The sequence below is a fragment of the Haloarcula sp. H-GB5 genome (assembly GCF_054850705.1).
This window is the reverse complement of record NZ_JBTWBG010000002.1, coordinates 574,790-598,679: the sequence shown is the minus strand read 5'-3', so window position 1 is coordinate 598,679 and position 23,890 is coordinate 574,790. Positions and strand designations below refer to the sequence as shown.

28 protein-coding genes and 1 tRNA gene are annotated in these 23,890 nt (G+C 62.9%); 15 read left to right on the top strand and 14 right to left on the bottom strand.

Going from position 1 to position 23,890, the window contains the following annotated elements:
* Positions 1-17 precede the first annotated feature (17 nt).
* On the top strand, positions 18-584 hold the full coding sequence (locus ACYJ11_RS11070) for a hypothetical protein (RefSeq protein ID WP_461647801.1): 567 nt from the start codon (positions 18-20) through the stop codon (positions 582-584).
* A 261-nt stretch (positions 585-845) separates the two neighbouring features.
* Here ACYJ11_RS11070 and ACYJ11_RS11065 read toward each other — a convergent pair whose 3' ends face one another.
* Positions 846-2,006: a tyrosine-type recombinase/integrase gene (locus ACYJ11_RS11065; protein WP_461647800.1), complete on the bottom strand. Its 1,161-nt coding sequence runs from the start codon at positions 2,004-2,006 to the stop codon at positions 846-848.
* A gap of 762 nt (positions 2,007-2,768) precedes the next feature.
* Between ACYJ11_RS11065 and ACYJ11_RS11060 the strand changes: the two genes are divergently transcribed.
* The 9 genes from ACYJ11_RS11060 (at position 2,769) to ACYJ11_RS11020 (ending at position 8,158) form a co-directional block, all read left to right on the top strand.
* On the top strand, positions 2,769-4,031 hold the full coding sequence (locus tag ACYJ11_RS11060) for a PGF-pre-PGF domain-containing protein (RefSeq protein ID WP_461648435.1): 1,263 nt from the start codon (positions 2,769-2,771) through the stop codon (positions 4,029-4,031).
* A 45-nt stretch (positions 4,032-4,076) separates the two neighbouring features.
* Positions 4,077-4,376, top strand: coding sequence for a DUF5785 family protein (locus tag ACYJ11_RS11055; protein ID WP_004593490.1), 300 nt, complete (start codon positions 4,077-4,079; stop codon positions 4,374-4,376).
* Positions 4,377-4,431: 55 nt separating this feature from the next.
* Positions 4,432-4,770, top strand: a complete 339-nt coding sequence (locus ACYJ11_RS11050) for a DUF7344 domain-containing protein (protein ID WP_461647799.1) — start codon at positions 4,432-4,434, stop codon at positions 4,768-4,770.
* A gap of 108 nt (positions 4,771-4,878) precedes the next feature.
* Entirely contained in the window at positions 4,879-5,652 is a 774-nt protein-coding gene (locus ACYJ11_RS11045; RefSeq protein ID WP_005535527.1) for a GTP cyclohydrolase III, read from the top strand.
* A gap of 67 nt (positions 5,653-5,719) precedes the next feature.
* Positions 5,720-6,295 carry a CBS domain-containing protein gene (locus ACYJ11_RS11040; RefSeq protein WP_170098211.1) on the top strand — a complete coding sequence of 192 codons (576 nt, stop codon included), beginning with the start codon at positions 5,720-5,722 and terminating at the stop codon, positions 6,293-6,295.
* Between the two features lie 87 nt (positions 6,296-6,382).
* Positions 6,383-6,850, top strand: coding sequence for a GNAT family N-acetyltransferase (locus ACYJ11_RS11035; protein ID WP_188980298.1), 468 nt, complete (start codon positions 6,383-6,385; stop codon positions 6,848-6,850).
* A 32-nt stretch (positions 6,851-6,882) separates the two neighbouring features.
* A tRNA-Thr gene (locus ACYJ11_RS11030) sits at positions 6,883-6,956 on the top strand.
* 35 nt (positions 6,957-6,991) lie between these two features.
* Positions 6,992-7,396: a peptide-methionine (R)-S-oxide reductase MsrB gene (msrB, locus tag ACYJ11_RS11025; protein ID WP_188980296.1), complete on the top strand. Its 405-nt coding sequence runs from the start codon at positions 6,992-6,994 to the stop codon at positions 7,394-7,396.
* Positions 7,397-7,444: 48 nt separating this feature from the next.
* Positions 7,445-8,158 (top strand): hypothetical protein, encoded by a 714-nt coding sequence (locus ACYJ11_RS11020; RefSeq protein WP_188980294.1) that lies wholly within the window; start codon positions 7,445-7,447, stop codon positions 8,156-8,158.
* On the opposite strand, the gene ACYJ11_RS11015 is transcribed toward ACYJ11_RS11020, so the two are convergent.
* The 6 genes from ACYJ11_RS11015 to ACYJ11_RS10990 form a co-directional block, all read right to left on the bottom strand.
* Complete coding sequence (locus tag ACYJ11_RS11015; protein ID WP_461647798.1) at positions 8,131-8,388, bottom strand: glutaredoxin family protein; 258 nt, start codon at positions 8,386-8,388, stop codon at positions 8,131-8,133. The genes ACYJ11_RS11020 and ACYJ11_RS11015 overlap by 28 nt on opposite strands.
* A 66-nt stretch (positions 8,389-8,454) precedes the next feature.
* The gene (gene ndk, locus ACYJ11_RS11010; protein WP_461647797.1) at positions 8,455-8,919 is read right to left on the bottom strand and encodes a nucleoside-diphosphate kinase; all 465 of its coding nucleotides are present in this window, start codon (positions 8,917-8,919) and stop codon (positions 8,455-8,457) included.
* On the bottom strand, positions 8,919-9,275 hold the full coding sequence (locus ACYJ11_RS11005) for a 50S ribosomal protein L24e (RefSeq protein ID WP_170098214.1): 357 nt from the start codon (positions 9,273-9,275) through the stop codon (positions 8,919-8,921). Before ACYJ11_RS11005 ends, ndk begins: the two co-directional genes overlap by 1 nt.
* A gap of 2 nt (positions 9,276-9,277) precedes the next feature.
* Positions 9,278-9,505, bottom strand: a complete 228-nt coding sequence (locus ACYJ11_RS11000) for a 30S ribosomal protein S28e (protein ID WP_004516764.1) — start codon at positions 9,503-9,505, stop codon at positions 9,278-9,280.
* An 11-nt stretch (positions 9,506-9,516) separates the two neighbouring features.
* On the bottom strand, positions 9,517-9,879 hold the full coding sequence (gene rpl7ae / locus ACYJ11_RS10995) for a 50S ribosomal protein L7Ae (RefSeq protein WP_004593501.1): 363 nt from the start codon (positions 9,877-9,879) through the stop codon (positions 9,517-9,519).
* 213 nt (positions 9,880-10,092) lie between these two features.
* Complete coding sequence (locus ACYJ11_RS10990; RefSeq protein WP_461647796.1) at positions 10,093-11,106, bottom strand: NAD(P)H-dependent flavin oxidoreductase; 1,014 nt, start codon at positions 11,104-11,106, stop codon at positions 10,093-10,095.
* Here ACYJ11_RS10990 and tmcA point away from each other — a divergent pair.
* From tmcA to ACYJ11_RS10965, 5 genes are all read left to right on the top strand, one after another.
* Complete coding sequence (gene tmcA, locus ACYJ11_RS10985) at positions 11,105-13,432, top strand: tRNA(Met) cytidine acetyltransferase TmcA (RefSeq protein WP_461647795.1); 2,328 nt, start codon at positions 11,105-11,107, stop codon at positions 13,430-13,432. The two genes, ACYJ11_RS10990 and tmcA, sit on opposite strands and share 2 nt — an antisense overlap.
* Positions 13,429-13,926: a DUF456 domain-containing protein gene (locus tag ACYJ11_RS10980; protein ID WP_461647794.1), complete on the top strand. Its 498-nt coding sequence runs from the start codon at positions 13,429-13,431 to the stop codon at positions 13,924-13,926. Before tmcA ends, ACYJ11_RS10980 begins: the two co-directional genes overlap by 4 nt.
* Entirely contained in the window at positions 13,923-14,087 is a 165-nt protein-coding gene (locus ACYJ11_RS10975) for a hypothetical protein (protein ID WP_461647793.1), read from the top strand. The genes ACYJ11_RS10980 and ACYJ11_RS10975 overlap by 4 nt, the downstream gene beginning before the upstream one ends.
* 123 nt (positions 14,088-14,210) lie before the next feature.
* Positions 14,211-15,812 carry a class I adenylate-forming enzyme family protein gene (locus tag ACYJ11_RS10970; RefSeq protein ID WP_461647792.1) on the top strand — a complete coding sequence of 534 codons (1,602 nt, stop codon included), beginning with the start codon at positions 14,211-14,213 and terminating at the stop codon, positions 15,810-15,812.
* A 75-nt stretch (positions 15,813-15,887) separates the two neighbouring features.
* Positions 15,888-16,862, top strand: a complete 975-nt coding sequence (locus ACYJ11_RS10965) for an LLM class flavin-dependent oxidoreductase (protein ID WP_461647791.1) — start codon at positions 15,888-15,890, stop codon at positions 16,860-16,862.
* Here ACYJ11_RS10965 and ACYJ11_RS10960 read toward each other — a convergent pair.
* The 7 genes from ACYJ11_RS10960 to ACYJ11_RS10930 all read right to left on the bottom strand — a co-directional run bounded on the left by ACYJ11_RS10960 (position 16,859) and on the right by ACYJ11_RS10930 (position 23,773).
* Complete coding sequence (locus ACYJ11_RS10960) at positions 16,859-17,590, bottom strand: GNAT family N-acetyltransferase (RefSeq protein ID WP_461647790.1); 732 nt, start codon at positions 17,588-17,590, stop codon at positions 16,859-16,861. The two genes, ACYJ11_RS10965 and ACYJ11_RS10960, sit on opposite strands and share 4 nt — an antisense overlap.
* 68 nt (positions 17,591-17,658) lie before the next feature.
* A complete protein-coding gene (locus tag ACYJ11_RS10955) occupies positions 17,659-18,018 on the bottom strand; it encodes a hypothetical protein (RefSeq protein ID WP_461647789.1) in 360 nt (119 codons plus the stop codon).
* Positions 18,019-18,029: 11 nt separating this feature from the next.
* The gene (locus ACYJ11_RS10950) at positions 18,030-19,691 is read right to left on the bottom strand and encodes an FAD-dependent monooxygenase (protein WP_461647788.1); all 1,662 of its coding nucleotides are present in this window, start codon (positions 19,689-19,691) and stop codon (positions 18,030-18,032) included.
* Complete coding sequence (locus ACYJ11_RS10945) at positions 19,684-21,348, bottom strand: electron transfer flavoprotein subunit alpha/FixB family protein (RefSeq protein ID WP_461647787.1); 1,665 nt, start codon at positions 21,346-21,348, stop codon at positions 19,684-19,686. The genes ACYJ11_RS10950 and ACYJ11_RS10945 overlap by 8 nt, the downstream gene beginning before the upstream one ends.
* Before the next feature lie 2 nt (positions 21,349-21,350).
* A complete protein-coding gene (locus tag ACYJ11_RS10940) occupies positions 21,351-22,205 on the bottom strand; it encodes an electron transfer flavoprotein subunit beta/FixA family protein (RefSeq protein WP_461647786.1) in 855 nt (284 codons plus the stop codon).
* A 205-nt stretch (positions 22,206-22,410) separates the two neighbouring features.
* Positions 22,411-22,740 carry a 4Fe-4S dicluster domain-containing protein gene (locus tag ACYJ11_RS10935; protein ID WP_004593526.1) on the bottom strand — a complete coding sequence of 110 codons (330 nt, stop codon included), beginning with the start codon at positions 22,738-22,740 and terminating at the stop codon, positions 22,411-22,413.
* Between the two features lie 49 nt (positions 22,741-22,789).
* On the bottom strand, positions 22,790-23,773 hold the full coding sequence (locus ACYJ11_RS10930; RefSeq protein WP_461647785.1) for an alpha/beta hydrolase fold domain-containing protein: 984 nt from the start codon (positions 23,771-23,773) through the stop codon (positions 22,790-22,792).
* Between the last annotated feature and the right edge of the window lie 117 nt (positions 23,774-23,890).

Genomic DNA, 23,890 nt, shown 5'->3' with positions numbered 1-23,890 from the left:
ATACCAGTGGGGAAATTATGGCAGTAGCAGAACATCAAATAGCGGCTGGTATCGACTACCAGTCCAACGACATCGAAGACGAACAGCAGAAGAATGACAACTACACGACACAGCAAGAGGTAGCGGCAGAAACGACGTTCTACGGTGACCGTCCCGCAGAAGGGCAATACAATCCTTCTGAAAGATTGTTAGACGGGCGCACACGAGCCGAGAAGTACAGTGGTTTGTGGGCGCGGAACGCTGGCGTTGACAGTCACCGCGCTAACGATGCCTCTCCCGAGGACGTTGGGAAGGTCAACGTGAACGAGCGCGATAAGAGACGGCTTGTCGAGACGTACGCACAGAACGCCGACCTTGACCGAGGGCGTGTGGAGGAAGCGAGCGACCTTGCCGCAGAGGTAGACGCCCGCGCCTTTGGTTACCACGGTGGACGTGAAGCCCTCGCTTTTGGTATCGTTCAGTACATCGCACCCTTCGACGTGTACGAGACTATCGAGTGGTTCGCTATCGAGGTGGACGCACGGCTCACGAAAGGCTACACCTCGCTTGAGTGGGCTACTGAAAGGGTCACAAAAGAAGTGTAATGTAGCCACTCTTTCTTTTTGAGTATTCAAAACCGCGATAGATGTATCTCTGCGGTGTTGGGGAAAGCCGTGTGAGAAAACCTCCACACGGCTATGCAGTAGCCGAAGACTCTAACAGGAGACTCCAACAGAAAACAACGATAACGACAAGTGGATGCACTGGCTGATGACAACCACTTCTCACGGGGGGAGTGTGTCCCACCTCCCTCCACTATCTGCTACGCACAGTGGGTTACCGAGTGATGGCGGTAGTTATGACTGTCAGCCCATGCGGTCAAGAGCGTCCCGTCTGTCCTCCACTGGCGCGGCATCGTATTTGACTGTCGTGCGGATACTGCGGTGTCGCAATTGCGCTTGCGCCGCAGCAAGCCCTTCCTCTCGACTCATGTAGGTACCGACCGAGTGACGGAGACTGTACCAACTCAGAGAACGGTTCTCCGTGTCAATATCAGCTACGTCCGCCAGTCGCTCAAGCAATCCCGAAAGTGAGGACGAGCTGTAAGGATTACCGTGGCGGGTCAACCAAAGGGCGTCTGTTCCGTCGTAGCGGTCGTATAATTCTCGCTCAATTAACCAGTTTTGGAGAAGTTCAGCGGTGGAGCGTTTGAGCGAAACAATCCAGTTCTCGCGGTTCTTGCTGGATTCCTCTTTAGGAATGCGGAGGACAGCGTTATCCGTATCTACCCACTGAACAGTCGCCCGCCCAACTTCCACAGGTCGAAGCCCACAGTCCAAAGACACACAGACTATACTGGCGTATTTGTATCCATCCGCGTCCTCGAAGTCTGCGGGCCGAACGTCGGACAATGGCTTATCCAGACGGAACGCCAGATACTCGCGCCAGCGGTCCCGTTCATCTGGCGACATCCACGAATAGGCGGGTATGCTGTCGTATTCAAGCGCCGCCTCTCTCAATCGGATTCGTTCCTCACGGGTGAGGTAGTCGCGTGGAGCGGTTTGGTTCCCTCCACTGAATGTGATTTCGGGGTCCCATTCGTCGGTGTCGTCTCGCCAGCGGAACATCGACATGAGGGCTTTCTGTACGTTCGACTTGTGAGACTCTGAGTAGTCGCTATACGCGAGTTGTTTCATGTAGGCGTCAGCATGTTCGTGAGTCACCGTCGTAGTGTATCGACCCGCGTGGTCACTCCACACGTACCGATAAAACATATCGGTGTCGTGGGCGCGGCGTTTGGCAACTCCGAATGCGTAGCCGTCCGCCTTATCGGGGTTCTTGCCAAGGTTTAGCAACCACTTGACCCACCGCTTACGGTGGTTCCGATAATCAACCCGTTGGCGGTCGTTGAGCAATTCGCGGGTGGGTTCGGGTATCAAGACGATATGGCCCGCGTCTGTTTTGACCGCATTGTTTTCCTCAGTGTGTTGCCTCTCGAAAGCGTCCGAGTAGTCGTCTGTAGCCATTAGCTGGCACACCCCCGTGAAACCGTGGGACGGGGTTGTCGTGAGCGATTCAAGCTAGGCGCGGTGGCATTCGACATGTTGTGTAGTCCTCCGTGGTGTGAACGCCACGAGGACGCGGTGGTTCCGACCGACATCCTGCGATTTCGGGCGGAAGTCGCGGAGTCAGACGTGTGTAGACTCCGCGGCGTGGCAGAGCGGCCTATTGCGCCTGCCTTGAAAGCAGGTATCCTCACGGATTCCTGGGTTCAAATCCCAGTCCCACCGTATTGCTCCGAGCGAATACGCGAGGAGCCATCGGTACGCACTGGCGATTTGAACCCTGCAAGTCGCAGCGCACGAACACAGTGAGTGCGTCCGTCTTGCTCCGGTTCAAATCCCAGTCCCACCGTATTTTGCGACACAGAAAACTGTGAGTGGTGAGTGCACAAACTGAGATGAGGTGCCAGCGAGTCGTAGCCGACGCAACGTCGTGCGTTCGGCCGTCTTACTCCGGTTCGAGCACGACCCACACGGCATTCGGCCCAGTTCAGGACTGCACAAAAGGAGGGCACAGAATTCGCCGCTTTCTGACTCGTAGGGACAGTATACTGGATTCCGGCAATCAGGCGGTTTTATGTCGATGGTCGGGATTATATCCGTGTAATGGTACGTGAAGATAGGTCCCCGAGACAGCACTGGTCGGGCCTCCTGACTGTGTGTGTCGTCGCCCTCCTCCTCGCAGTGACGGCGGCAGGGCCTGCTGTTGCTGAACCGAGTCTGTTCGTGTCCGGCGCGTCGAAAGACACGAATACGATACTCGCCGGTGACTCGGTGAACGTCACCGCAACAGTCCAGAACACCGGCAGCTCGGGCGGTGCGACGAACATTGAGTACGTAGTAAACGGTACAACGAGAGCGACCGAGCGGGTAGTCGTCGATGCTGACTCCGCAGTTGAGCGAACACGGGCGCTGAAGTTCGACACCCCCGGAACGTACAGGATTAAGGTCCAGAGCCCGGGGAAATCGGCCGGACGGGTCAGAGTCAAGCCCGCGATAGTTGAGACCAAGCGGATGGACCAGACTACGCGGCGGCTCAAGATACGCGGCGGGATGGTCCCGACGAACGAACCCTACGTGATGAACGTCTCGGGGCCAGCGAACCGCTCGTTCACGCTCCAGTCCTGGACGGTCAACGCGTCACAGGAGGCGTTCACGCAGGACGTGACGGAGTACACCGATCCCAGTGCGGCGGACATCTCGGTGCCATCCGGTGATGATGCATCGGTGTTCGGCGTGGTGACTGTCGGGTCGTCGGACGGCGTCGAACCGTCGTCGATGCAGTTTGCACTGAACCGGTCAACACTCCAGCAAGCTGGGATAGCCGCACAGGACGTCCGCGTGTATCATCGCGTCAACGGCTCCTGGAAAGCCGCCGAAACGGCTGTCGCTTCGGAACAGCCCAATCGCGTCGTTTACGAGGCGGATACCAAAGGAGCGACGGCTTACGCCATCGGGAAAATCGAGCCGTCGTTCTCCGTCACGCGAACGTCAGTCGTCAACGAACAGGCGACAGATGGACATCGTGTCACCGTCAGGGGAACTGTCGAAAACGCTGGCAGTGCCCCGGGAACCTATGACGCGCAGATGCTGGTCGACGGTGAAGTCGTCAACCAGACCTCGATGACTGTGCCAGCGGACACCGAACAGACGGTGACACTGTCGACGGTCGTGACGACGCCGGGGACGTTCCAGATCGGCTTCAACGACGTCAACGCCGGCGAGGTTCAGGTAACCGAAAGCCAGCTCCAGACCGACGAGAACGGCGGTGCCGAGCCGAAGACAGAGCCGACGGGAACGGAGCCAGCGGTCCAGACCGAACCCGCGGTTGACGGTGACGGCGGACTCGGACCGCTCCCAGCCACAGTCATGGGTATCAGTACGGTACTGGTCATCGGTGGACTTCTCGGTGCGTTGCTGCTGTTCGGCGTCGTCATCGTGCTCCTCCGACGGGGTGGCAGCCGGAACGACAGCGGCTTCGAACTGTAGGCGGGGAGAGAAACCCTTTTTGTGCCAGTGTCCAGAGAATCGCGTATGGATTGGCCACACGATCCGGACGGTGAGGAAGGAAGCGAGGGCCGCCGCAAATACGGCCACGCTGTGCTGGCGAAGAAAGTCGACGAGGACGAGGACTTCCCACTGACTGCCGAGGAGTACGTCGAACAGTACGGGGACCACCCGGTTCGGATCGACTATGAGACAGTCGTCAGCGTAGCGGACATCTTCGAGTACGTCGACCAGGAGGAGTTCGAGGACTTCCCGGACTTCCACAAATCTCTCGGGCGCGCGCTGCGCGAGGCAGACTGGTGGCCGTACAGACTCGAACAGGCTTGATTGTGTAGTGTGTGGGCACGACACATACTTGTGGGAGGCCGGTGTAGCGTCGCGTATGGCGACGACATCTTCAAGCGGCGACCGCGCCGAGCAGGGACTCCCCGAGGAGGTTGTTGCTGACCTGTTGTCGGACGACACTCGCCGTCGCGCGCTCTCGATACTGGCAGACCGCGGTGAACCAGTGGTCGTAGCAGACCTCGCGACGGCGGTTCTGGCGGCCCAGCGTGACATCGAGCCAGCGGCAGTCCCTGACACTGTCAGGGACGAACTCACCGAGGAACTGTTCACCGAGCACCTCCCGAAACTAACGGCAACGGACGTCGTCGCATACGATTCGATGCTCGGAACTGTCGAGCTCCAGCGACGTGATGCAGTACCGACTGAGCTCCGTTGAATCGGCTCCCATGTCCGGGATCCGACACCGGTCGGACCGGACTACAGTCTACGCTGCCGGTACATTTCGATAGAGCAATACCCGTTGCTTCGAAACGAACGATGGACAGTGACCAACACCCAGATCACCCATATACAGATTGACAACTACGGGCCGTGGACTGTGACGCCTGAGCCCCGCCGTGAAGTCGACTTGCAGACGCTCCAGTCCCGGTTGTACGCTGATCTCGCACAGTTGTTCGGGAACCGCGACGGCTACATCTTCTTCTCGCGGTTCGACAATATGATCGCCGTGACGAACGGACTGGACGAAGCGGCACACGCACTCATTCAGGAATCCGTCGGCAATCGCTACCCGGTGACGATGAGCCTCTCGGTCGCGACGGGAACGACGCCCGTCTCTGCGCTGGGAACGGCGACGGAGCAGCTACAGGAGGCCGGGAGTGCACAGGACAAGGGCCGACGAGAAGTGTTACGCGGCCAGACGATCGACGAGCAGTTCCGGAAGCCCACAGACGTACAACTCGCGCATTTCGATGTCGACGACGCCACCGAGAAGTACACCGACCAGCTCAACGAGTTCGACACGTTCATCCAGATCGAACAGGGATACGCGGCACTCATGAAGTATATGCGCGAGGCCCACGACTCGCTGTCGTTTTTCGTCGGCGGCGATAACGTCATCGCAGTCTGCCCGGACCTGGACGAAGCGGATTACCACGACGCCATCGACCACGTCCGCGAGGAAGTCGACGTGGAGTTGAAAGTCGGTGTCGGGCGCGGACGGACGGCAGCTACGGCCGGAATGGACGCCAAACACGCATTAGAGACCTGTCGGGCGACCGGCGAGGCCGTCACCATCGAAACCGAGACAACTGAGTAATTTGTGAGTCAAACGATATAAACGTAGTGGAGGTATCTTTTAGACCAGCCATGTGGTAATCATACGCATGAACGGTGAGGTCACTGTGCGGGAGGTTATGAACAGAGAGTACGTCGGGGCAAGCGAGTCCGACGACCTCCTCGAAACGACGGAGTTGCTGATCCGAGAGGACCAGCATCCGATTCTCGTGTTACGAGGGAACGAACCGGTCGGCGTCGCGACGGACAGGGACGTGCTGGCGTACATCGTCGACGGCGGCGACCCAGAAACGGCCACCGTCGGCGACGTGATGCGTGAATCCATTCCGACAATCGGCCCCGATGCTGGACTTCCGGCGGCCCGGGACCGAATGGCGAGCCGGTCCGCCGAGTTCCTTCTGGTAACGGCTGAGAGAGAGCCGCTCGGAACGCTGACCGAGCACGACATCCTCTCGACCGCGAGGCTAGAGAGCGAGTCGACAGACGTCGCCGAACAGCCCTCAACGGTTGCGACGACCGGGCAGGAAGCCACCACCGACGGGATGCAGTCCGCCGCCGAAGATTCGTTCGACAATCAGGGCATCTGTTCCGCCTGTAGCACGTTTACACGGGATCTGGCGTCGTTCAACGGGCAGCTCCTCTGTGCGGACTGTCGTGACGTCTGAGCCACTCCCACCGGTCTCCGTCTCTCACAGCGGACGGATACGGCGGCGTAGCCGAACTGTTTTCATCGTACGACACGGAGTACCACCGTGGAAATCGACACCGCCTCGATGGATGACGTGGACACCATCGTCGACCTGTGGGTCCGACTGGCGGAGAGCCAGCGTGCCCACGGGTCACATCTGTTCGGGGACCGGAACCGGACTGCGGTCCGAGAGACTGTCGTACAGCGCGTCGTCGCCGAAAACGTCCGTATCGCCTGTATAGATCAACACATCGTCGGGTTCGTCATGGTAACCATCGACAGCGGCCGGTACGAACAAGACGAGACGCGGGGCATCATCGAGAATATCTTCGTCGAACCAGTCCACCGGAACCAGGGAATCGGCAGCGAACTGCTCGATACGGCGGAAGAGCTACTCCGCCAGGCCGGTGCGGATATCCTCGCGCTGGAGGCGATGGCGGACAACGAATCCGCCCGACAGTTCTATCGAGCACAGGGCTACGCACCACACCGGATCGAGCTCGAAAAGCCGACCGAAAACGATACTCTCTAAACGGTCCCCACACAACGCAGGTATGCAACCGCGCCAGGGGAGCTTGGGTGGTCCAAGCACTCGACTTGTAATCGAGAGTTCGTGGGTTCAAATCCCACCCCTGGCTTTACGCTTTTACCGCTGGAGGGCGTACGGCAGAGCATGAGTGAATCCGAAGAAGAACTCCCGGACAACGACGAAGAGTGGCGCGAAATTCTCTCCGACGAAGAGTACCGAATCCTCCGCGAGTCTGGAACAGAGCCGCGGTTCAGCAGCGAGCTCATCGATGTAGAGGACGAGGGCGTATTCACCTGTGCCGGCTGTGGGACGGAACTGTTCGATAGCGACAGGAAATTCGAATCAGAAACCGGCTGGCCGAGCTTCTGGGACGTGTATCAGGAAGGCAACGTCGAAACGCGGGCGGACAACAGCCACGGGATGGAGCGAACAGAAGTCATCTGTGCCGAGTGTGGCGGTCATCTGGGCCACGTGTTCGACGACGGACCGGAGCCGAGCGGGAAGCGGTACTGCATCAACGGCGCTGCGCTCGACTTCGAGTCGGAGTAGCGACCACCGGAACCCTTTTTTCCGTCATTGAAGTTGATACGGCTAGACGTGACTGAACACGGGACCGACGAGGCGGGCGACGACGGGGCCGGAACATCGGTCGACGAGTCGCTGGTCGACGAGCCACCGACTGCGACCGCCGAACAGCCACCGCCGGAGAGTCACCTGCTAGCCGAGAGCCTCCGAACGTTTCCGTGGCTCCGCGCGGCCGGCGTCGCAGTCGGGACGCTGGCTGTCGAATACCTGCTCGTCGCACTGCTGTTTCTCGTCGGGCCGTCGTCGATCGACCTACCGGAGCTGTCGGATCGGTTAGTCCAGTACGGGTTCGTGCTGTACAACGCTCATCACGTGCCGACGCTGGTGACGGCATCGGACGCAGAGGTGTACGGCTCTGCCGCCCGGAACGTCCTGTACGGCGCACAGGGTGCGAGCGTGCCACCCATCGTCTATTTCCTGATTCCGATTGTCGCGCTGGTCGTCGTCGGCGCACTGTTCGAACGCTATCGCGGCGATACCCGGTCTGACAGCCTGCTCGAAGAGGCGGCGCTCGTCGGCACTGGCATCGGCTTCGGCTATGTCGCAACGGGGTTCGCAGGGAGCTTCGTGTTCGTCCGGACGGTCATGTTCGACGGCGGGGGCGAGGGACAGGCCGCACCGGCGGTGCTGTGGCTCCTCATCCTGCTGTTTTTCTTCCCGTTGCTATTTGCGAGTCTCGGCGCGGCCGCCCGGTATCTCTACGCCGACTGGGCTTCGGGCGCGTAAGTCGTCTCGATAAATTCGAGAATACGCTCGGACTCAGCCATCGTGATGCCGCGGTCCTCATCGACCAGAATCGGGACGCCCCGCTGGCCTGAGACCCGCTTCACCTCGTCGCGTTTCGAGTGCAGCGCCTCGACCCAGACGCTGTCGTATTCGATTCCGAGGTCGTCCAGTCGGTCGGCGACCTTCTCACAGTACGGACAGCCGTCGAGCTGGTAGAGCGTCAGGCTCATACTGAGCGGTACGGACGCCGCCCTCAAGGTGGTTGTGCTCCAAAAAACGCAGCGGTCGACCTGACGTTACTCGTACAGCCAGGACGAGTCGATCTTGTCCCAGTCGACGAGCTCGTCCTCGTCGAAGAACAGCTCGATTTCGCGCTCGTTTGCGCCCTCGTCTTCGTGGTCGGAACCGTGGATGACGTTCCGACCGAGATCGAGCCCGTAGTCGCCACGGATGGTGCCAGGAGCCGATTCGGCGGGGTCAGTCTCGCCCATCATGTTTCGGACCTGCCGGGTCGCGTCCTGACCTTCCCAGACCATCGCGAAGACGGGGCCGGAGGTGATGAAGTCGACGAGCCCGTCGAAGAACGGCTTGTCCTCATGCTCGCCGTAGTGCTCCTCGGCGAGCTCCTGGTCGATCTGCATGAACTTGCCACCGACCATCTTCAGGCCGCGGTCCTCGAAGCGGGAGACGATGTCCCCGATGAGGCCGCGCTGGACGCCGTCGGGCTTGACCATCACGAACGTACGCTCGTGTTCGGACATCAGGCCTCGGCCTCCTCGGCTTCCTCGTCAGCGTCGTCTTCAGCATCCGCGTCGGCCTCGTCGGCGTCGGCATCAGCTTCTTCCGCGTCTGCTTCCTCGTCCGCAGCCGCCTCAGCGTCTGCTTCTGCCTCGTCAGCGTCAGCTTCGACTTCTTCGGCCTCATCCTCGACCGCACCGGCGTCACCGCGTGCGGTGTCGGTCCATTCGAGGTTGCGGGCCTCGCGGCCCAGGTCGGCGTTGTTCTCGCACTTCGAGGAACAGAAGTGCGTCGTCGCGCCGTCCTTGTGGACGAACATCGTGCCCGTGCCGGGCTCGATGTCCGTGCCGCAGTAGTCACATTCGCGTGTCCGGGGCATGGTTACTGCCCTCCGATGGTGTCGGCCTCGCGAGCCGTCTCGCGGAGCTGGAGCACGTCACCTTCGCGGACCGGGCCGAGAACGTTGCGCGTGATGATGCGCCCCTGATTCTCGCCTTCGCGGATGCGGCACTTGACCTGCATGGCCTCACCGTGCATCCCCGTCCGGCCCACGACTTCGATAACCTCGGCGGGCGTGGAACCGCTGCTTTCGGATTCCTCAGCGCTCATCCGAGGTCACCTCACCGAAGCTCCTCGACCTTGTCGGCGATGTCCTCGACATCGGCGTCAGCCTCACCGGCGTCGGTGACGGCTGCAGCGGCCGAGCCGACTTCGAGCCCGGCGGCGTGACCGAGGTCGTCCTGCTGCTCGACGAAGATGAAGGGAACGCCCTTCTCGTCGGCGAGTTCCGGAATGTGCATGACGATCTCCTCGGGCTGGACATCTTCAGCGACAAAGACGAGCTCGGCGGAGCCGCGCTCGATGGACTTGGTCGTCTCGTTTGTACCCTTCTTTACTGCGCCTGTGTCCCGGGCAACCTCGAGCGCCTCAAGGGCGTCGTCTTCGAGGTCCGCGGGAACGTCGAAATCTACGTATACTGGCATTTGTATGTTCACCTCCTGCGCGCGAGCTCAGGCTCCCCCGCCGTGTCCGGGCCGCGAGGCCCGTCACACCGTGATGGTGTGTATCCTGAAAAGGCTGGGAGCATCATCAACTCGGCGCAGGCTGTACCCCATTCTGTGCTACCGGCCCTAAAAGCGCTTTCGAAGCCGAAATCCCGTGCCAGCCCGCCACACGGGTGCTGTCGGGGGGTCTGCCTATTCCGCGGCCGCCGACGCATCGGCCAGCGCGGCCCGCGCATCCGAGACGAGACGGGCCACCACCTCACCAGCGGGCCGTACGTCCTGTGCGAGGCCGGCGCTCTGGCCGGCGTAGTGTGGCAGGGCCTCGACATCGCCGGTCATCCCCGCAAGCGGGGGCATATCAGCAAGCCGACTAATCGGCTCGCCGTCGGGCATCTGTGCGATTTGATCGGCGTCACTGGGGCCGTCCATTTCGTCCGAATCATGGCCTGCCTGCCGTTGGACCTCGTCGGTTTCGAGGACCCGGTGTGGCTGGTCCGGCCAGCCTCGGTCGAACAGGTCGGTAAACTGCGTCGCCGTCTCGGGCGCGTCAACGATTCGCTGCCGGTATGTCTCGTGCGCGCCTGATTCCTCGGTCGCCACGAACCGAGTGCCGAACCAGCCGCCATCGGCTCCGAGCGTCAGCGCCGCCGCGAGGCCGCGACCGTCGCCGAGACCGCCAGCCGCGACGACCGGTACCGGAACCGTGTCGGCCACCCGCGGGAGCAACGCGAAAGTCGTCACGTCGCTCTGGACGTGGCCGCCGGCCTCCCGGCCCTGAGCGACCACGACATCGGCTCCGGCGTCAACGGCGGCCTTAGCCTCGGCTGCGCTGGCGACCGTGACCATCGCCGTGCCGCCGGCCTCGTGGACCCGGTCGATGTACGGCCCGGCATCGCCAAACGAGAAGGAGACGACCGACGCGCCCGCATCCAGACAGGTATCGAGACACGCCGACGGTGAGAGCACGCCCGTCGACTCGTCGAGGACGACGTTGACGCCGACCACGCCGTCAGTCGCGTTTGCGGCGTCCGTGTACGCGTCACGGATCGCGTCGGCCTCACGCCACGACATCGCCAGCATTCCGAGGCCGCCCGCGTCAGCGACTGCCGCGGCAAGGGACGGTGTCGAGACACTCCCGACCGGTGCCTGCACGACTGGGTATTTGATACCGATCTCGGAACAGAGCGGTGTCTGGAGGGGAGCCATGCCGGCCACTGTGTCCGGTCCGGTGAAAAGCGTACCTGAGCAGCACCGTGACCGTCAGGTCCATACTGGCGCGTCTGCCACCACGGGTATGGACATCGCGCGCTCGCTTCGAGCAGAGGCCCGCCGTGCGAACGAGCGCCGGCTGCTCGTGCTGGCGGGCGACCCCGAACAGACGCGAGAGCGAGCGGCAGCAGCGCTCGACGCGGCGGATGTTCCCAGCGCGGAGACGACCGTCGTCGGCCCGAAGCCGTTCCTCGCCTGTGAGCATCACGAGCAGTCCCGCGCCGAGGAACTTCTCGGCCGGACCCGGACGGCTGTCGTCCTCGATGCACACGAAGAACTGCGGCCGGACGCCGTCGGGCGGACCGTCGGTGCGGTCGACGGCTGCGGCCTCTACGTCCTCCTCGCACCGCCGCTGGACCGATGGCCCGAAGAGCGGGACGGCTTCGACGCCTCACTCGCAGTCCCGCCGTTCGATGTCGGAGACGTGAGCGGCCACTTCCGCCGTCGGTTCGTCGAGACACTGCGAGCACACCGTGGTATCGCTATCGTCGACGCCGACACGGGCACTATCGAGCAGGACGGCCTGACGGACCCGCCACCGAGCCGTCCGGTTCCGAGTCCGACACTACCCACCGACGCGTGGTTCCGATCCGAGACCTACGCTCAGTGTCTCACCGACGACCAGCGGGACGCGGTCCAGGCATTCGAATTCCTGCGGGACGACGGCGAGGCAGTCGTGGTCGAGGCGGACCGAGGGCGGGGGAAGTCAAGTGCCGCCGGCCTGGCAGCCGGAAACCTCGCTGTCGAGGGGCGGGACGTGCTGGTAACCGCGCCGCAGTACCGGAGCGCCGCCGAGGTATTCGGGCGGGCGGGACACCTTCTGGAGACGCTCGATACCGATTTCACGCGTGACCGGGCATCGAGCCCCCAGCGACTGGACATTGCGAGGGCGGGCTCTGTGCGGTATGCGCCGCCGGACGAAGCAGCATTGCTTCCGGACGACCCCGACGTGGTCATCGTCGACGAGGCCGCGGCCCTGCCGGTCAGACGGCTTGAACAGTTCCTCGATTCCCCGGCGGTCGCCTTCACCACGACCGTTCACGGCTACGAGGGGGCAGGGAGGGGCTTCTCAGTGCGGTTCCGGGACCGGCTGTCAGAGAGTAACCACGCCGTTAGCGACGTGTCGATGACGACACCCATTCGATACGGCGACGCCGACCCCGTTGAGGTGTGGGCGTTCCGGGCGCTGTTGCTGGACGCTCGCCCGCCGGTCGACCAGCTCATTGAGGACGCGACACCGGAAACCGTCGAGTACCGCCGGCTCTCGGCAGCGGACCTGCTCGCCGACGAGCACCTGCTCCGGGAGGTGTTCGGCCTGCTCGTGCTGGCGCATTACCGGACGGAACCCTCGGATCTGGCCCGACTGCTCGACGCCCCCAACCTTACCGTCCGGGCGCTAACCCACGAAGGCCACGTCGTTGCAGTGGCGTTGCTGGCACAGGAAGGCGGCCTCTCGGCTGACACGCGGGCCACGATGTACGAGGGTGGACGGGTCCGCGGGAATATGCTCCCGGACATGCTGTCGACGCAACTCCGGGACGAAGCCGCCGGAATCCCAGTCGGCCAGCGGGTCCTCCGCATTGCGACCCACGCTGCGGTCCGGTCCCGTGGGCTCGGCTCCGAACTCCTCTCGGAAATCAGAACGGAGTTCGCTGAACGGGTGGACTGGCTCGGGGTCAGCTACGGTGCGACGCCGGAACTCGTCCGCTTCTGGGCGGACAACGGCTACAGTACCGTCCACCTCGCCACCTCACGGAACGCGACCAGCGGCGAGTACTCCGTCGTGATGCTCGACCCCTGTTCCGACGACGGCGCGGCGCTCGCGGCGCGCCACGGGGAGTGGTTTCAGGATCGAATCGCCGCAGTGCTGTCGGACCCACTCGACGACTGTGAACCCGACGTGGTTCGGGCCGTGCTTCGAGCGAACAACAGCGAGCGGTCGGTATCACTCTCCGAGTGGGAGTGGCGGCTGGTCGCCGGCGTCCCCGGCGGCGCGTCGGTTCTCGACACGAATCCGAAACCGTTCCGTGAACTCACCCGCCGACACCTGGCGAATCCGGCCGACGCGACCGCGCTCTCGCCGCGGGAGGAACGCCTACTCGTCCGAAAGGTCTTGCAAGCACACCCCTGGTCGGCTGTCGCCGAGGAACTTGAGTTCGTCTCTGAGCGTGAGTGTATGCGCACTCTCGGCGGAATAGTCGAAAGGTTGACGCGTCTGTACGGCGACCCTTGGGTACAGGAGGAACTCGACAGACACCTATGAGCCTGCTTGGCCTCGAAACGCTGTTGTTTGTACTCGCGTTCGCCCTACTGGTCGGCGGTGTCATCGGTAGCCTCACGCCCCAGGTCCCCGGCGCGCTCGTCTCGCTCGCCGGCGTCTACCTCTACTGGGTCGCCAGCGGCATGACCGACCCCGGAACGCTCTTGCTGGCCCTGTTGACGCTGGTCGGCCTGCTGACGTGGGCCGTTGATATCGCGGGCGGGGCCGTCGCCGCGCGTGTCGGCGGAGCGTCGAACTGGACGGCGGCCCTCGCTGGCGTCGTAGCGCTCGTCCTCTTTTTCGTCACCGGCCCACTCGGCATCCTGCTGGGCGTCGCCGGGACGGTGTTCGTCGTCGAATTCTACCGTCAGGAGGACGCGAGGGGGAGCGCGAAGGCAGCACTGGTAACCACTGCTGGGATGCTGGCCTCCGGCGTCGTTCAGGCTCTGCTGACCGCATCGATACTGGTCACTATGATTGCCGTCGCGCTCCTATGACACAGTGTGCGGAGGACAGCTGCGAAACCGAAGCCGCGGTCGAACTCCACATCCCCTGGGATGCGAACCGGAAAGTGTGTCCGGCCCACGCTCGCGTCTGGGCGCAGAAGGACGGCGTCGTCCCGTCGCCGATGGACGGCCACGAGGACGAGTGGCCGTAGGCCACTGTCGTCGGAATTGACTCTTTAATTCACACGTAGGTACTAGATCGGCAGGCTGTCAAACGTTCACGAAGAAAATATAATAATAATTGGGATTGAATACGGCAAGTGAGGCGTGTTATCATGAAACGCGAGATGCTCACCACCGACTTCATCGACCGTGCAGCGGACATCTACGACGACGCGACCGGCATCGTCGCCCACGACGGCACCGAGTACACGTACGCGGAGGTAAACGAGCGAGTCAACCAGTTGGCACACGCGCTGTCGGACCGGGGTGTCTCGAAGGGGAGTCGCGTGGCCCTCCTCGCGCCGAACACACACTACTTCATCGAGACGCTGTACGCGACAAACAAACTCGGCGCGGTGTTTGTCCCGCTGAACTACCGGCTCGACCCTGCGAAAATCGAGTATATCCTGAACGACTGTGAAGCTGCGACGGTCATCGCCGACTACGATTTCGCGGAGAAGGTCGAGCCGGTACGGGACGACATCCCTGCGGAGACGTTCATCGGCTACAAGCCCGACCGTATCGACGGCGAATGGGACGCCTACAGCGGTATCCTCGACGGGCAGCCGACAGCCGAACCGGACCGGCCGGACATCTCCGAGAACGATGACGCGAGCATCAACTACACGTCCGGTACGACAGGGGACCCAAAGGGCGTGGTCAGAACCCATCGGACCGAGAGCTGGCACTCGCTGGTGCTCAATCAGCACATGGAGATACGCGACGACGACACGTACCTCTGGACGCTCCCGATGTTCCACTGCAACGGCTGGGGCCACACCTACGCTATCACCGGGACCGGTGGGACGCACGTCTGTCAGCGGGCCTTCGACGCCGCGGACACCTTCCGCCGGGTCCGCGAGTACGACGTGTCGTTCATGTGTGGCGCGCCGACGGTGCTGAACAAACTCATCCAGCACTACCGAGCAAACGACGACGACGTAGTGACACAGGGGGACCGCGACGTACGGATCGCCACTGCCGGCAGCGCCCCGGCCACGGCGACCATCGAAAGCGTCGAAGACGACTTCGGCTGGCGCATCATCCACATCTACGGCCTGACCGAGACGGCCCCGATCATCACGACCAGCAACTCCCCGCGGCGCATCGCCGAGCGGGGCCGAGAAATCAAAGTCAAACAGGGCTCGGAGGCGCTGTGTACCGACATCCGAGTCGTCGACGAAGACGGCAACGACGTGCCACACGACGGTGCGACCATCGGTGAGATCGTGGTGCAGGGCAATCAGGTGATGGACCGCTATCTCAACAAGCCCGAGATCACCGAGGAAGCGTTCAACGACCGCGTCGAGGGATACTTCCACACCGGCGACCTCGCGACGTGGGACGACGACGGGATGATACAGATCATGGACCGCCGGAAGGACATCATCATCTCCGGGGGCGAGAACATCTCCTCGATCGAGCTGGAAGACGAACTGTACGACCACCCCGATGTGCTGAAAGCCGCGGTCATTCCGGCTCCGAGCGAGGACTGGGGCGAGACGCCGATGGCAATTGTCGTCCCGACGGCCGACAGCGACGTGACCGAGCAGGATATTCTGGATTTCCTCAGAGAACGCGTCGCGAGCTACAAGGTCCCCGCAGGCATCGACTTCCGTGACTCGCTTCCTGAAACGGCAACCGGAAAAATCCAGAAGTACGAGCTTCGTGAGGAGTACTGGCAGGAGCAGGAGCGGATGATCGGCCAGGAGTGAACGCGGCGGTGGCTGTGAGGCGCTGGGGCAGTATTAACACGATTCTTTATTAGGTTCCCAGCAGTCGGTCACACCATGCATCTGGGAGTCGTCGTGCCACGCGTCGAGGACCACAGCACAATCGATCTAGCCGTCGAAGCTGAAGACCACGGCTACGACTCGGTCTGGCTGAACGAACTCTGGGGGGCTAGCTCCGTCGTCGAACTCACGGACATCGCGACCCGAACCGACGACATCGAGATCGGCAGCGCGATACTCAACGTCTTCTCGCGGTCACCGGCCGTGCTGGCGATGACAGCGACGACCCTCGACAGGGTCTCCGACGGGCGGGCAGTGCTGGGGCTGGGAACGAGTACAGCCAGGTCCATCGAGAATATGCACAGCATGGAGTTCGAGCGCCCGGTCCGTCGCGCTCACGAGACTATCGATATCATCAAGCAACTCATGACCAGCGACGAGCGGGTGACCTACGATGGCGAGGTGGTCTCGGTCAGCGGCGTGCCGCCGCTGGATCGTGACGTGCCAGTGTACCACGCCGCCCTCGGGCCGGCCAACAGGCGGGTCGTCGCCAGACTCGCCGACGGCTGGCTCCCACACATGGTGCCCTTCTCCGAACTCGAAGCGTCGTTCGACTACATCGCCGAGACCGCACGCGATGCCGACCGCGACCCGAGCGACATCACCGTCGCACCGTACGTGCCGGCAGTGGTCCACGAGGATGCCGAGCGAGCCACCGAGGAACTCCGGCAGCACATCGCCTACTACGTCGGCAGCGGCGAGGGGTACCGCCGGGCGGTCGCGGAGACGTATCCGGACCGGGCGGAGCGCATCGCCGACGCCTGGCAGGCGGGTGACCGCGGCGAGGCGACGGAGCTCGTCACTGACGAAATGACGGCTGACCTCGGCATCGCCGGGACGCCGGAACAGGCACGGGAGAAACGGGATAGGATTGCGGATAGAGCTGTCATCGACCGGCTTCTGCTAACTGTGCCACAGCAGGTCGACGGGGAACTGGCTCGGACGACGATTCGGGCGCTGGGGCCGAGTTAGAGGTCAATTTCCATCATCACCTCGTCGGCGTACTCGTCGCCGAACTTGTAGTGATCCTCGCGGACGGCTTCGGTGTCCCAGCCGTGAGCATCGAGGAATTCGATCGCGTCCTCGTTCGTCGATGGGACGGAGTTGTAGAGCTTCTCGTAGCCGTTCGACGCCGCCCACTCGGTCCCCCGGGCGAGCAACTGGGAGCCGATACCGTGACCCCGATACCGTTCAAGCACACCCAGCGTTAGCTCTGCCGTGTGGCTGAGCTTCTCGACTTCGGGATGTTTGAGGTGAACCCACCCGACCACGTCGTCGTTGATGCAGGCGACGAAGAAGATGCGCGACTCCAGTTCGTTGTGTCGAAGCAGCACGCCCTCGCTGTCCACCACGTCGGCGACGGTCTCCGCGTCGACGTACTCACCGCCGCCGATTGCGGCCCGGATGGCTCCAACGAGTCCGGTCAGGTCCTCCTGTCGCGCCTGGCGGATGGTGAACTCGATGTCGTCGGCCTCGAACTCCTCCTCGACAGTGTCGTTGTAGGCGACGCGGAGTTCCCCGTCGATATCCTCTAATACGCCGTCGCGTTTGAGTATCGCGACGTGATGGCCGAACGGCCGCGGGTCCATCTGCAGCGCCGACCGGGCCGCTCTCGGTTCGACGGACCCGTGTGATTCGACGTACTCGTAGATGTCCCGTCGATCCTCGTGGTCGAACTGCAGTGGCTCTGTTAGCTCCATGGTATTAGCTACCACGACACAGTACTTAATCCTTTATCAAAAACCATGCACTTCTAAGCAAACGGTCGCTACTGGTCCGGAACGCCGGTCAGAAGCACTGCCACGTCGCGAGCGTTGTGTGTATCGACGAGCAGCTCTGCGGCCGTTCTGACGCTGTAGGTACCGGCTAACTCCACGCCGTAGCAGGCGGTATAGCAGTCCAGCCAGTCGTTCATGGTCCGTTCCAGCCGCTCGAACTCCGCCTCGGAGAAGGGGACCCACGACCCGCCGGTCCGGGCCTCACAGTACAGCGCTACCGTGGGGCCGAACCCGTCCCGAAGGAGTTCCATTGCGCGCTCCTCGTCCGGCGGGTCAGGGTCCAGCGACTCGCGGGTCTGCTCCGCTCGGCGGGAGAGCGCCCGAAGGCGGTCGTCGTACTGGCCACTCATCACCGAACGGGTCACCCCTGATTGAACTCCACGCCTTTCCCGCCAGCGGGGTGTTCCCACTCGGTGTCGGCGACGATGGCACAGGTGCCACACTCGACGCAAGGCTGGGTGTCGAGGCTCACGAGGTGTTCCTCGCTGCCGTTGGTCTGGACCATCTCGTCGCGGTAACAGCCGCCGCCGAAGTCCTCGGCACTGACCGGACAGGCCGTGACAGCGGTGCCCGAGGCCTCGAACGACTTGTCGACCAGTTCGATGTGCGGATCGCCCACGTCGTAGGTCAGGTCGCCGATACGGTCGGCCAGGTCGGGTGGCGAGACGGTGTTCTCGTCCGTTACGGGCTCACCCAGTTCCTCCGCGATGACTGTCGGGAGCGTCACGTAGGGCAGTTTGGTGTCGGGAATCATCGACACCAACCGCGGTGACGAGTAGGCCAGTTCGAGCAGTCCGGCTGCCGCGCGGACCCCGAACCGGCCGACGGCGGACTCGGCGATAGCGTTCGAGAGGTCGTCGACGGGACCGAGTTCGCCGAGCTGTCCGAACACCCTGTACCCGGTCGGCCGGAGCTTGTCCATCACGCCCTCGTCGTGGAGTTTCTTTTCGTACAGGTCGCCGGCCTGAGACGGGTCGTCTCGTGCCCTCGCGTCGGCGAAGGCCTCGGCGGCCAGCGCTCCGGCGGTGACCGCGTGGTTCATCCCCTTGATGATGGGGCCTTGGGCCTGCATCTGGCCGGCGGCGTCGCCGACCAGAACGAGGCGGTCTTCGTGTGGCGAGGGATGGGCCGCCTTCTTCGAGTCCGGGACGAGTTTCGCGCTGTACTCGCGCTCGTCGTACTCGTCGCCGAGCCACTGGGCCATGAGCGGATGCGTGAGCAGGCTGTCGAGCAGTTCGTGGGGTTCAGCCCGCTCCTCGGCGATGGAATCGAGGTGGAACACGGTGCCGATAGACAGCGAGGACTCGTTGGTGTAGAGGAAGCCGCCGCCCCGGACGCCGTCGAACAGGTCGCCCGAGAACAGGTGGGCTGCGCCGTCGTCGGGAGCCACGTCGAATCGGTCGTTGATGACTTCCGGTTCCATATCGACGACCGCCTTGACGCCCTGAAACCACTCCTCGGGCTCGTCCCAGTTCATCAGCCCGGCATCGCGGGCGAGTTCGGAGTTGACGCCGTCGGCCGCCACGACGATGTCGGCTTTGATGGGGTCTAGCTCCTCGGTCGTCACGCCGACGATCTCCCCCCGTTCGCGGAGCAAGCCGGTGACGTGGACCTCGGTCAGCAGGCCGCCGCCGGTCTCCCGGGTGCGCTCGTGGACCTGCTTGGCGAGCCACGAGTCCATCTTCCGACGGAGTACTGCGTCGGCCCACGCCGTGTCGTGGTGGTGCAGGTCGCCGATGTCGAAGGACTTGACCTTGTCGCCGGCGATGTTGTGAATCATGTTCTCCGTTACCGGTCGCTCTGTGGCTTCCTCTCGGAAGTCCGGGAACAGCCCGTCAATGGTGTAGGGGGCCGACTCCTCGGCGTAGATGAGTCCGCCAGAGACGTTTTTCGAGCCGGCATCGACGCCGCGTTCGAGCACCAGCGTCTCGACGCCGTTCCGCGCGAGCGTCGCCGCCGCGGCGGCCCCGCCCGGGCCACAGCCGACGACGACAGCCTCGTACTCCTCGGCGGCGTCAGTCATCGCTGGCCTCCATCATCGCACCCAGTTCACCGGCTTCGACCGCCTCTGTCAGGCGCGGCAAGACCTCGAATAAGTCGCCCTCGATGAGATAGTCCGAGAAGTCGCGGATATCGGCGTCCGGGTCAGTGTTGATCGCGATGATCGTATCGGACTCGTCGCAGCCGACCTTGTGCTGGATCGCCCCGGAGATACCCGCTGCGATGTACACGTCGGGTTCGACTTCCTGCCCGGACTCGCCGATCTGGCGCTCCTCGGTGACGTACTGCTCGACGTGACCGTCGAATGAGTACGACGAGGTGATGACGCCGCGAGACAGTCCCAGATCGGCGTCTTCGAAGGCGTCGACGAGGTCCAGTGCCTGCTCGATGCCCTGCGTCGGGTCGTCGCCGATGCCCCGACCGACAGCGACGATGACATCGTGGCCGGTGAGATCAACGCCACCCGAAAGACGGTCGTACTCCTCAACCTCGACTTTGAACCAGTCGTCGTCGAGGGCCATTTCGTAGTCGACAACCTCGGCGTCGCGCTCGTAGTCGGGGTCGGGCATTTCGAAGCTGCCCGGAATCACCGACGCCCCCTGCGGGTGGAAGTCCCGATGCGGTTTGTCGATACACAGAATCGTCGAGTACTCGAACCCGGAGAAGTCCGGGCGCTTCATGTGTAGCACGCGTTCGAACTCCCTCTTGTCACCAGCGGTGCCGACTTTCGCGGGGTTTGAGATCATCTCGTTCTCGATGTACAGTCCCGAGCAGTCCGACGCTAATCCGGAGTCGAGTTCGCCCTGAACGAGTGCCGAGAGGTCCCGACCGTTGTTCGTCGCCGGGAAGACGGTGTAGCGCGGCTCGTGGTAGTCCTTCCACTCGACTTCCTCGCGACCCTCAGCGGCGAGGTCGCCACCCGCTCTGGCCATGTCACAGAAGATTTCGGCGTAGGGCTGGTGGCGGAACCGGTCGAGCCGGTCGTCCTCGTGGTAGACGACGAGGTCCGCGCCGTAGGCAACGACGTCCTCGACGTGGTCGCTTGCATCGGCCCCGATGAGCACGGCGACGACGCGCTCGCTCTCGTCGTAGTCCTCGTTGTACGTGTCCATCAACTGCCGGGCCTTCCCGAGCATCTCCTTCGACACGTCGACGAGTTCGCCGGCCTGGGTCTCGCAGTACACCCACATGTCGCGGTACTCCGCGCCGACGGTCCCCTCAACCCATTGCTTGTCGTTGGTCGGGTGGTCGAGGTCCGGGTACTTCTCCGCCGGTGGGACGTACTCGACTTCTGCCGTCTCCTCACCCTCGCCCTCACCGGTCCCCTCGACGGACTCGATTCGACTCTCTATCTGGGATTTCGCTGTCTTCCGGTCCTGGCCCGCTTTCTCGCGTTCGAGCAGGTCCCGGAGCACGTCGGCGTCGTCGACCTCTCGCACCATGTTCGCCACGTCGGCGACAGTGAGTTCGGAGAGATCGACGGTTTCCGGGTCCATCTCGCCGTCATCGTCGCTTTCGACTTTTTCAATGCGATCCTCGATGAGCGTCTTGACCGGGACCCGATCCTCGCCGTCTTCCTCCAGTTCCAGCATCGCCCGCAGTTCGTCGGCGTCGTCGACGTCTTTGATTTTCGGGCCCAACTCGGCGATCTCGTGTTCTGTGGGGTCGATTTCAGGCATGGTCAGTCACCCGCCGCGTAGGGGGTAAGTTCGTCTAGCACCGGGTCCAGCGCCTCGCGCTCGTCGGCTTCGATCATCGTCGCCTCCCGCTCGGAGGGAGCCTTGGGAATCGGGTCGACGCCGGAGACGATGGTCGGCGAGCCGTCCAGACCGATGTAGTCCGGGTCGAGGTTGAGGTCTTCGTGATCCCAGACCGTGAGGTGTTCCTCGTACTCCTCGGCACGCTGCTGGGTCTCCTCGCGGAGGTCCTTGTGCTTCAGCCGGTGACTTGCCTTCCGGTAGGTCGGTTCGAACTCGGGATCGGCGACGATGAAACACGGCATCGGTGCTTCGACCGTCTCGATCTCGGAGATATCCCCGTCGACCAGCCGTTTAGCCCGGACGGTGCCGGCGTCCTCGTCGATATCGAGCGAGAGGACGTGAGTTATCATCGGCCAGTCCAGACACCAGCAGGTCTGTGGGCCGGTGTGGCCCGTCTCACCGTCGGCTGTTTTGAACCCGGCAAACACCAAATCGGGCTGCTCGTCGAGGTTCTGGAGGCCGGTCGCGACAGTCATCGCGGTAGCCCAGGTGTCCGCGGCCCCCATCTCGCGGTCCGAGAGGAGATACAGGTCATCGGCGTACACGTCCCGCATTCCCTCCTGTAAGACCTCTTTGTACCCCGGAGGTCCCATGCTCATCAGCGAGACGTGCCCGCCGTTGCGGACTTTTGTCTGGAACGCCGCCCGGAGCGCGTGCTTGTCGTTGGGGTTCATCACCGTCGGTGTCTTTCCCCGTTCGAGATGGCCGTCCTCGTCGAACGATACCTGTCCCTCGCGGAAGTCCGGTACGCCTTTCGTCATCACGACTGTATGCATGCTATCACGACCCTCGTGAGTGTATCTCACACAAGAATCTATAATAAATGTATGTTTACAAATCTGGATGACAGGTAGGCGTAGCTGTCTCAGGGGCGGTAGAATCCGGACAACGTGCTGTATGACGATAGGCTGACAGCTATCGGCAGTTTATATTTGAGGCGTAGAATGCTGCAATTCCGCGGAAACAGGGGTTCCAATAGCTTCAGATACGACCGGCGCGGCCCGGGTCCACGTCGATGGCGTCGACCGGACACACGTCGACACAGAGCATGCAGTCGATGCACTGCTCCTCGTGGGCGGGGTCGGCCTTGATTTCGCTCTCCGGATGGTCCGGCGTGTCGACCCACTCGAACACGTCGACGGGGCAGTCCTCTAGACACGCGCCGTCGGCGATGCAGATATCGAAGTCGACGGCGACGTGTGTCCCGTGGATGCCCAGTTCCTCGGGTTCGTCGACCGGTCCCCAGACATCGTGTCCATCGTGCTGTTCGACAACGTCGCGGTTCTCCTCGAACTCCGGGTCTATGGCCATTGGTATCTTATCTCACTTTTGCGAGCTACTTAACTTTTCGACCTGACCGTCAGAATCCGGGGCCGTCGCGGCGATCCGGTCCACGAGTGTCTGCCGGTCCGAGGTCGCCTATGCGGTCGGTCGGCCCGGGCAGGTTGCCGCCAGGCAAGCCGGTGTCCTCGCCCGTCCCTGTCGCGTCGCCAGTGTCCGGTCCGCCGGTTCCGACTCGCCGGATGAACTCGACAGTCCGCTCGTACACGTCGTCGTACTGGGCCCCGTGGAAGGGGAAGCCGTGGTCCGACGGTACTGTCTCGTGAACCACATCGGTCATGGGACCGAGGGCGTCGGCCAACAGTTCGGACTGGGCTGGCGGCACGACATCGTCGTCGGTGCCGTGGAGCAACAGCGTCGGTGGTGCGTCGGTGTTCACCTGCCCAACCGGCGAGGCGAGGTCGTAGGCCGCAGGTTCGTCATCGGGCTCGCCACCGAGGTACGCGCGGTGGCCCTCGCCTTCGGTAACGTCGGTAACGTTGTCGAGCGCGTGGAAGTCGTAGACGCCGGCGTAGCCGACGGCGGCCGACAGCGCCGAGGACGCGCCGGGGTACAGTTCGGGTTCGAACCCGGGCTCGTCCGCCGTCAGCGCAGCCAGAACGACGAGGTTTGCGCCCGCCGAATGGCCGATACCGACGATACGGCTCGTGTCCGCGCCGTAGCTTTCGCCCTCCGTTCGGGCCCACTCGATAGCGGCCTTCACATCGACCAGCGCCGCCGGGAACGTCGATTCCGGTGCAAGCCGATACTGCGGCTCGATGACCAGAAAGCCGTCCGCGGCGAGATCGAGCGCGTGGCGGGCGAACTCGCCCTTGTCGCCGAACGTGAACGCGCCGCCACGGACCAGCACGGCGACCGGTTTCGGGCCACTGGTCGCCGCTGCGTCGTACAGGTCGAGCGTCAGCGTCTCGCCGTCCACCTCGTGGAACGGGATATCACGCTGCACTGTCACTGACTCCGGGGCGCGGTCTGTCACGGGCGACAGTCGGGCCGTCGCGGACATAAGCCCGACGCTATCCGCTTTCGACAATCTCGGACTCGATGAATGAGGGTACTGACCACAGCAAACGCTTTTTTACTATCAGTACGCCACCGACCGATAAAATAAAGTGATAACACG

Bases quoted from the DNA above. Each gene is read 5' to 3' on its own strand.
- ACYJ11_RS11070 (WP_461647801.1), top strand. From the start codon at position 18: ATGGCAGTAGCAGAACATCAAATAGCGGCTGGTATCGACTACCAGTCC.
- ACYJ11_RS11065 (WP_461647800.1), bottom strand. From the start codon at position 2,006: ATGGCTACAGACGACTACTCGGACGCTTTCGAGAGGCAACACACTGAG.
- ACYJ11_RS11055 (WP_004593490.1), top strand. From the start codon at position 4,077: ATGGATTGGCCACACGATCCGGACGGTGAGGAAGGAAGCGAGGGCCGC.
- ACYJ11_RS11050 (WP_461647799.1), top strand. From the start codon at position 4,432: ATGGCGACGACATCTTCAAGCGGCGACCGCGCCGAGCAGGGACTCCCC.
- ACYJ11_RS11040 (WP_170098211.1), top strand. From the start codon at position 5,720: ATGAACGGTGAGGTCACTGTGCGGGAGGTTATGAACAGAGAGTACGTC.
- msrB (WP_188980296.1), top strand. From the start codon at position 6,992: ATGAGTGAATCCGAAGAAGAACTCCCGGACAACGACGAAGAGTGGCGC.
- ACYJ11_RS11015 (WP_461647798.1), bottom strand. From the start codon at position 8,388: ATGAGCCTGACGCTCTACCAGCTCGACGGCTGTCCGTACTGTGAGAAG.
- ndk (WP_461647797.1), bottom strand. From the start codon at position 8,919: ATGTCCGAACACGAGCGTACGTTCGTGATGGTCAAGCCCGACGGCGTC.
- ACYJ11_RS11005 (WP_170098214.1), bottom strand. From the start codon at position 9,275: ATGCCCCGGACACGCGAATGTGACTACTGCGGCACGGACATCGAGCCC.
- ACYJ11_RS11000 (WP_004516764.1), bottom strand. From the start codon at position 9,505: ATGAGCGCTGAGGAATCCGAAAGCAGCGGTTCCACGCCCGCCGAGGTT.
- rpl7ae (WP_004593501.1), bottom strand. From the start codon at position 9,879: ATGCCAGTATACGTAGATTTCGACGTTCCCGCGGACCTCGAAGACGAC.
- tmcA (WP_461647795.1), top strand. From the start codon at position 11,105: ATGCCGGCCACTGTGTCCGGTCCGGTGAAAAGCGTACCTGAGCAGCAC.
- ACYJ11_RS10990 (WP_461647796.1), bottom strand. From the start codon at position 11,106: ATGGCTCCCCTCCAGACACCGCTCTGTTCCGAGATCGGTATCAAATAC.
- ACYJ11_RS10980 (WP_461647794.1), top strand. From the start codon at position 13,429: ATGAGCCTGCTTGGCCTCGAAACGCTGTTGTTTGTACTCGCGTTCGCC.
- ACYJ11_RS10975 (WP_461647793.1), top strand. From the start codon at position 13,923: ATGACACAGTGTGCGGAGGACAGCTGCGAAACCGAAGCCGCGGTCGAA.
- ACYJ11_RS10970 (WP_461647792.1), top strand. From the start codon at position 14,211: ATGAAACGCGAGATGCTCACCACCGACTTCATCGACCGTGCAGCGGAC.
- ACYJ11_RS10965 (WP_461647791.1), top strand. From the start codon at position 15,888: ATGCATCTGGGAGTCGTCGTGCCACGCGTCGAGGACCACAGCACAATC.
- ACYJ11_RS10960 (WP_461647790.1), bottom strand. From the start codon at position 17,590: ATGGAGCTAACAGAGCCACTGCAGTTCGACCACGAGGATCGACGGGAC.
- ACYJ11_RS10955 (WP_461647789.1), bottom strand. From the start codon at position 18,018: ATGAGTGGCCAGTACGACGACCGCCTTCGGGCGCTCTCCCGCCGAGCG.
- ACYJ11_RS10950 (WP_461647788.1), bottom strand. From the start codon at position 19,691: ATGACTGACGCCGCCGAGGAGTACGAGGCTGTCGTCGTCGGCTGTGGC.
- ACYJ11_RS10945 (WP_461647787.1), bottom strand. From the start codon at position 21,348: ATGCCTGAAATCGACCCCACAGAACACGAGATCGCCGAGTTGGGCCCG.
- ACYJ11_RS10940 (WP_461647786.1), bottom strand. From the start codon at position 22,205: ATGCATACAGTCGTGATGACGAAAGGCGTACCGGACTTCCGCGAGGGA.
- ACYJ11_RS10935 (WP_004593526.1), bottom strand. From the start codon at position 22,740: ATGGCCATAGACCCGGAGTTCGAGGAGAACCGCGACGTTGTCGAACAG.
- ACYJ11_RS10930 (WP_461647785.1), bottom strand. From the start codon at position 23,773: ATGTCCGCGACGGCCCGACTGTCGCCCGTGACAGACCGCGCCCCGGAG.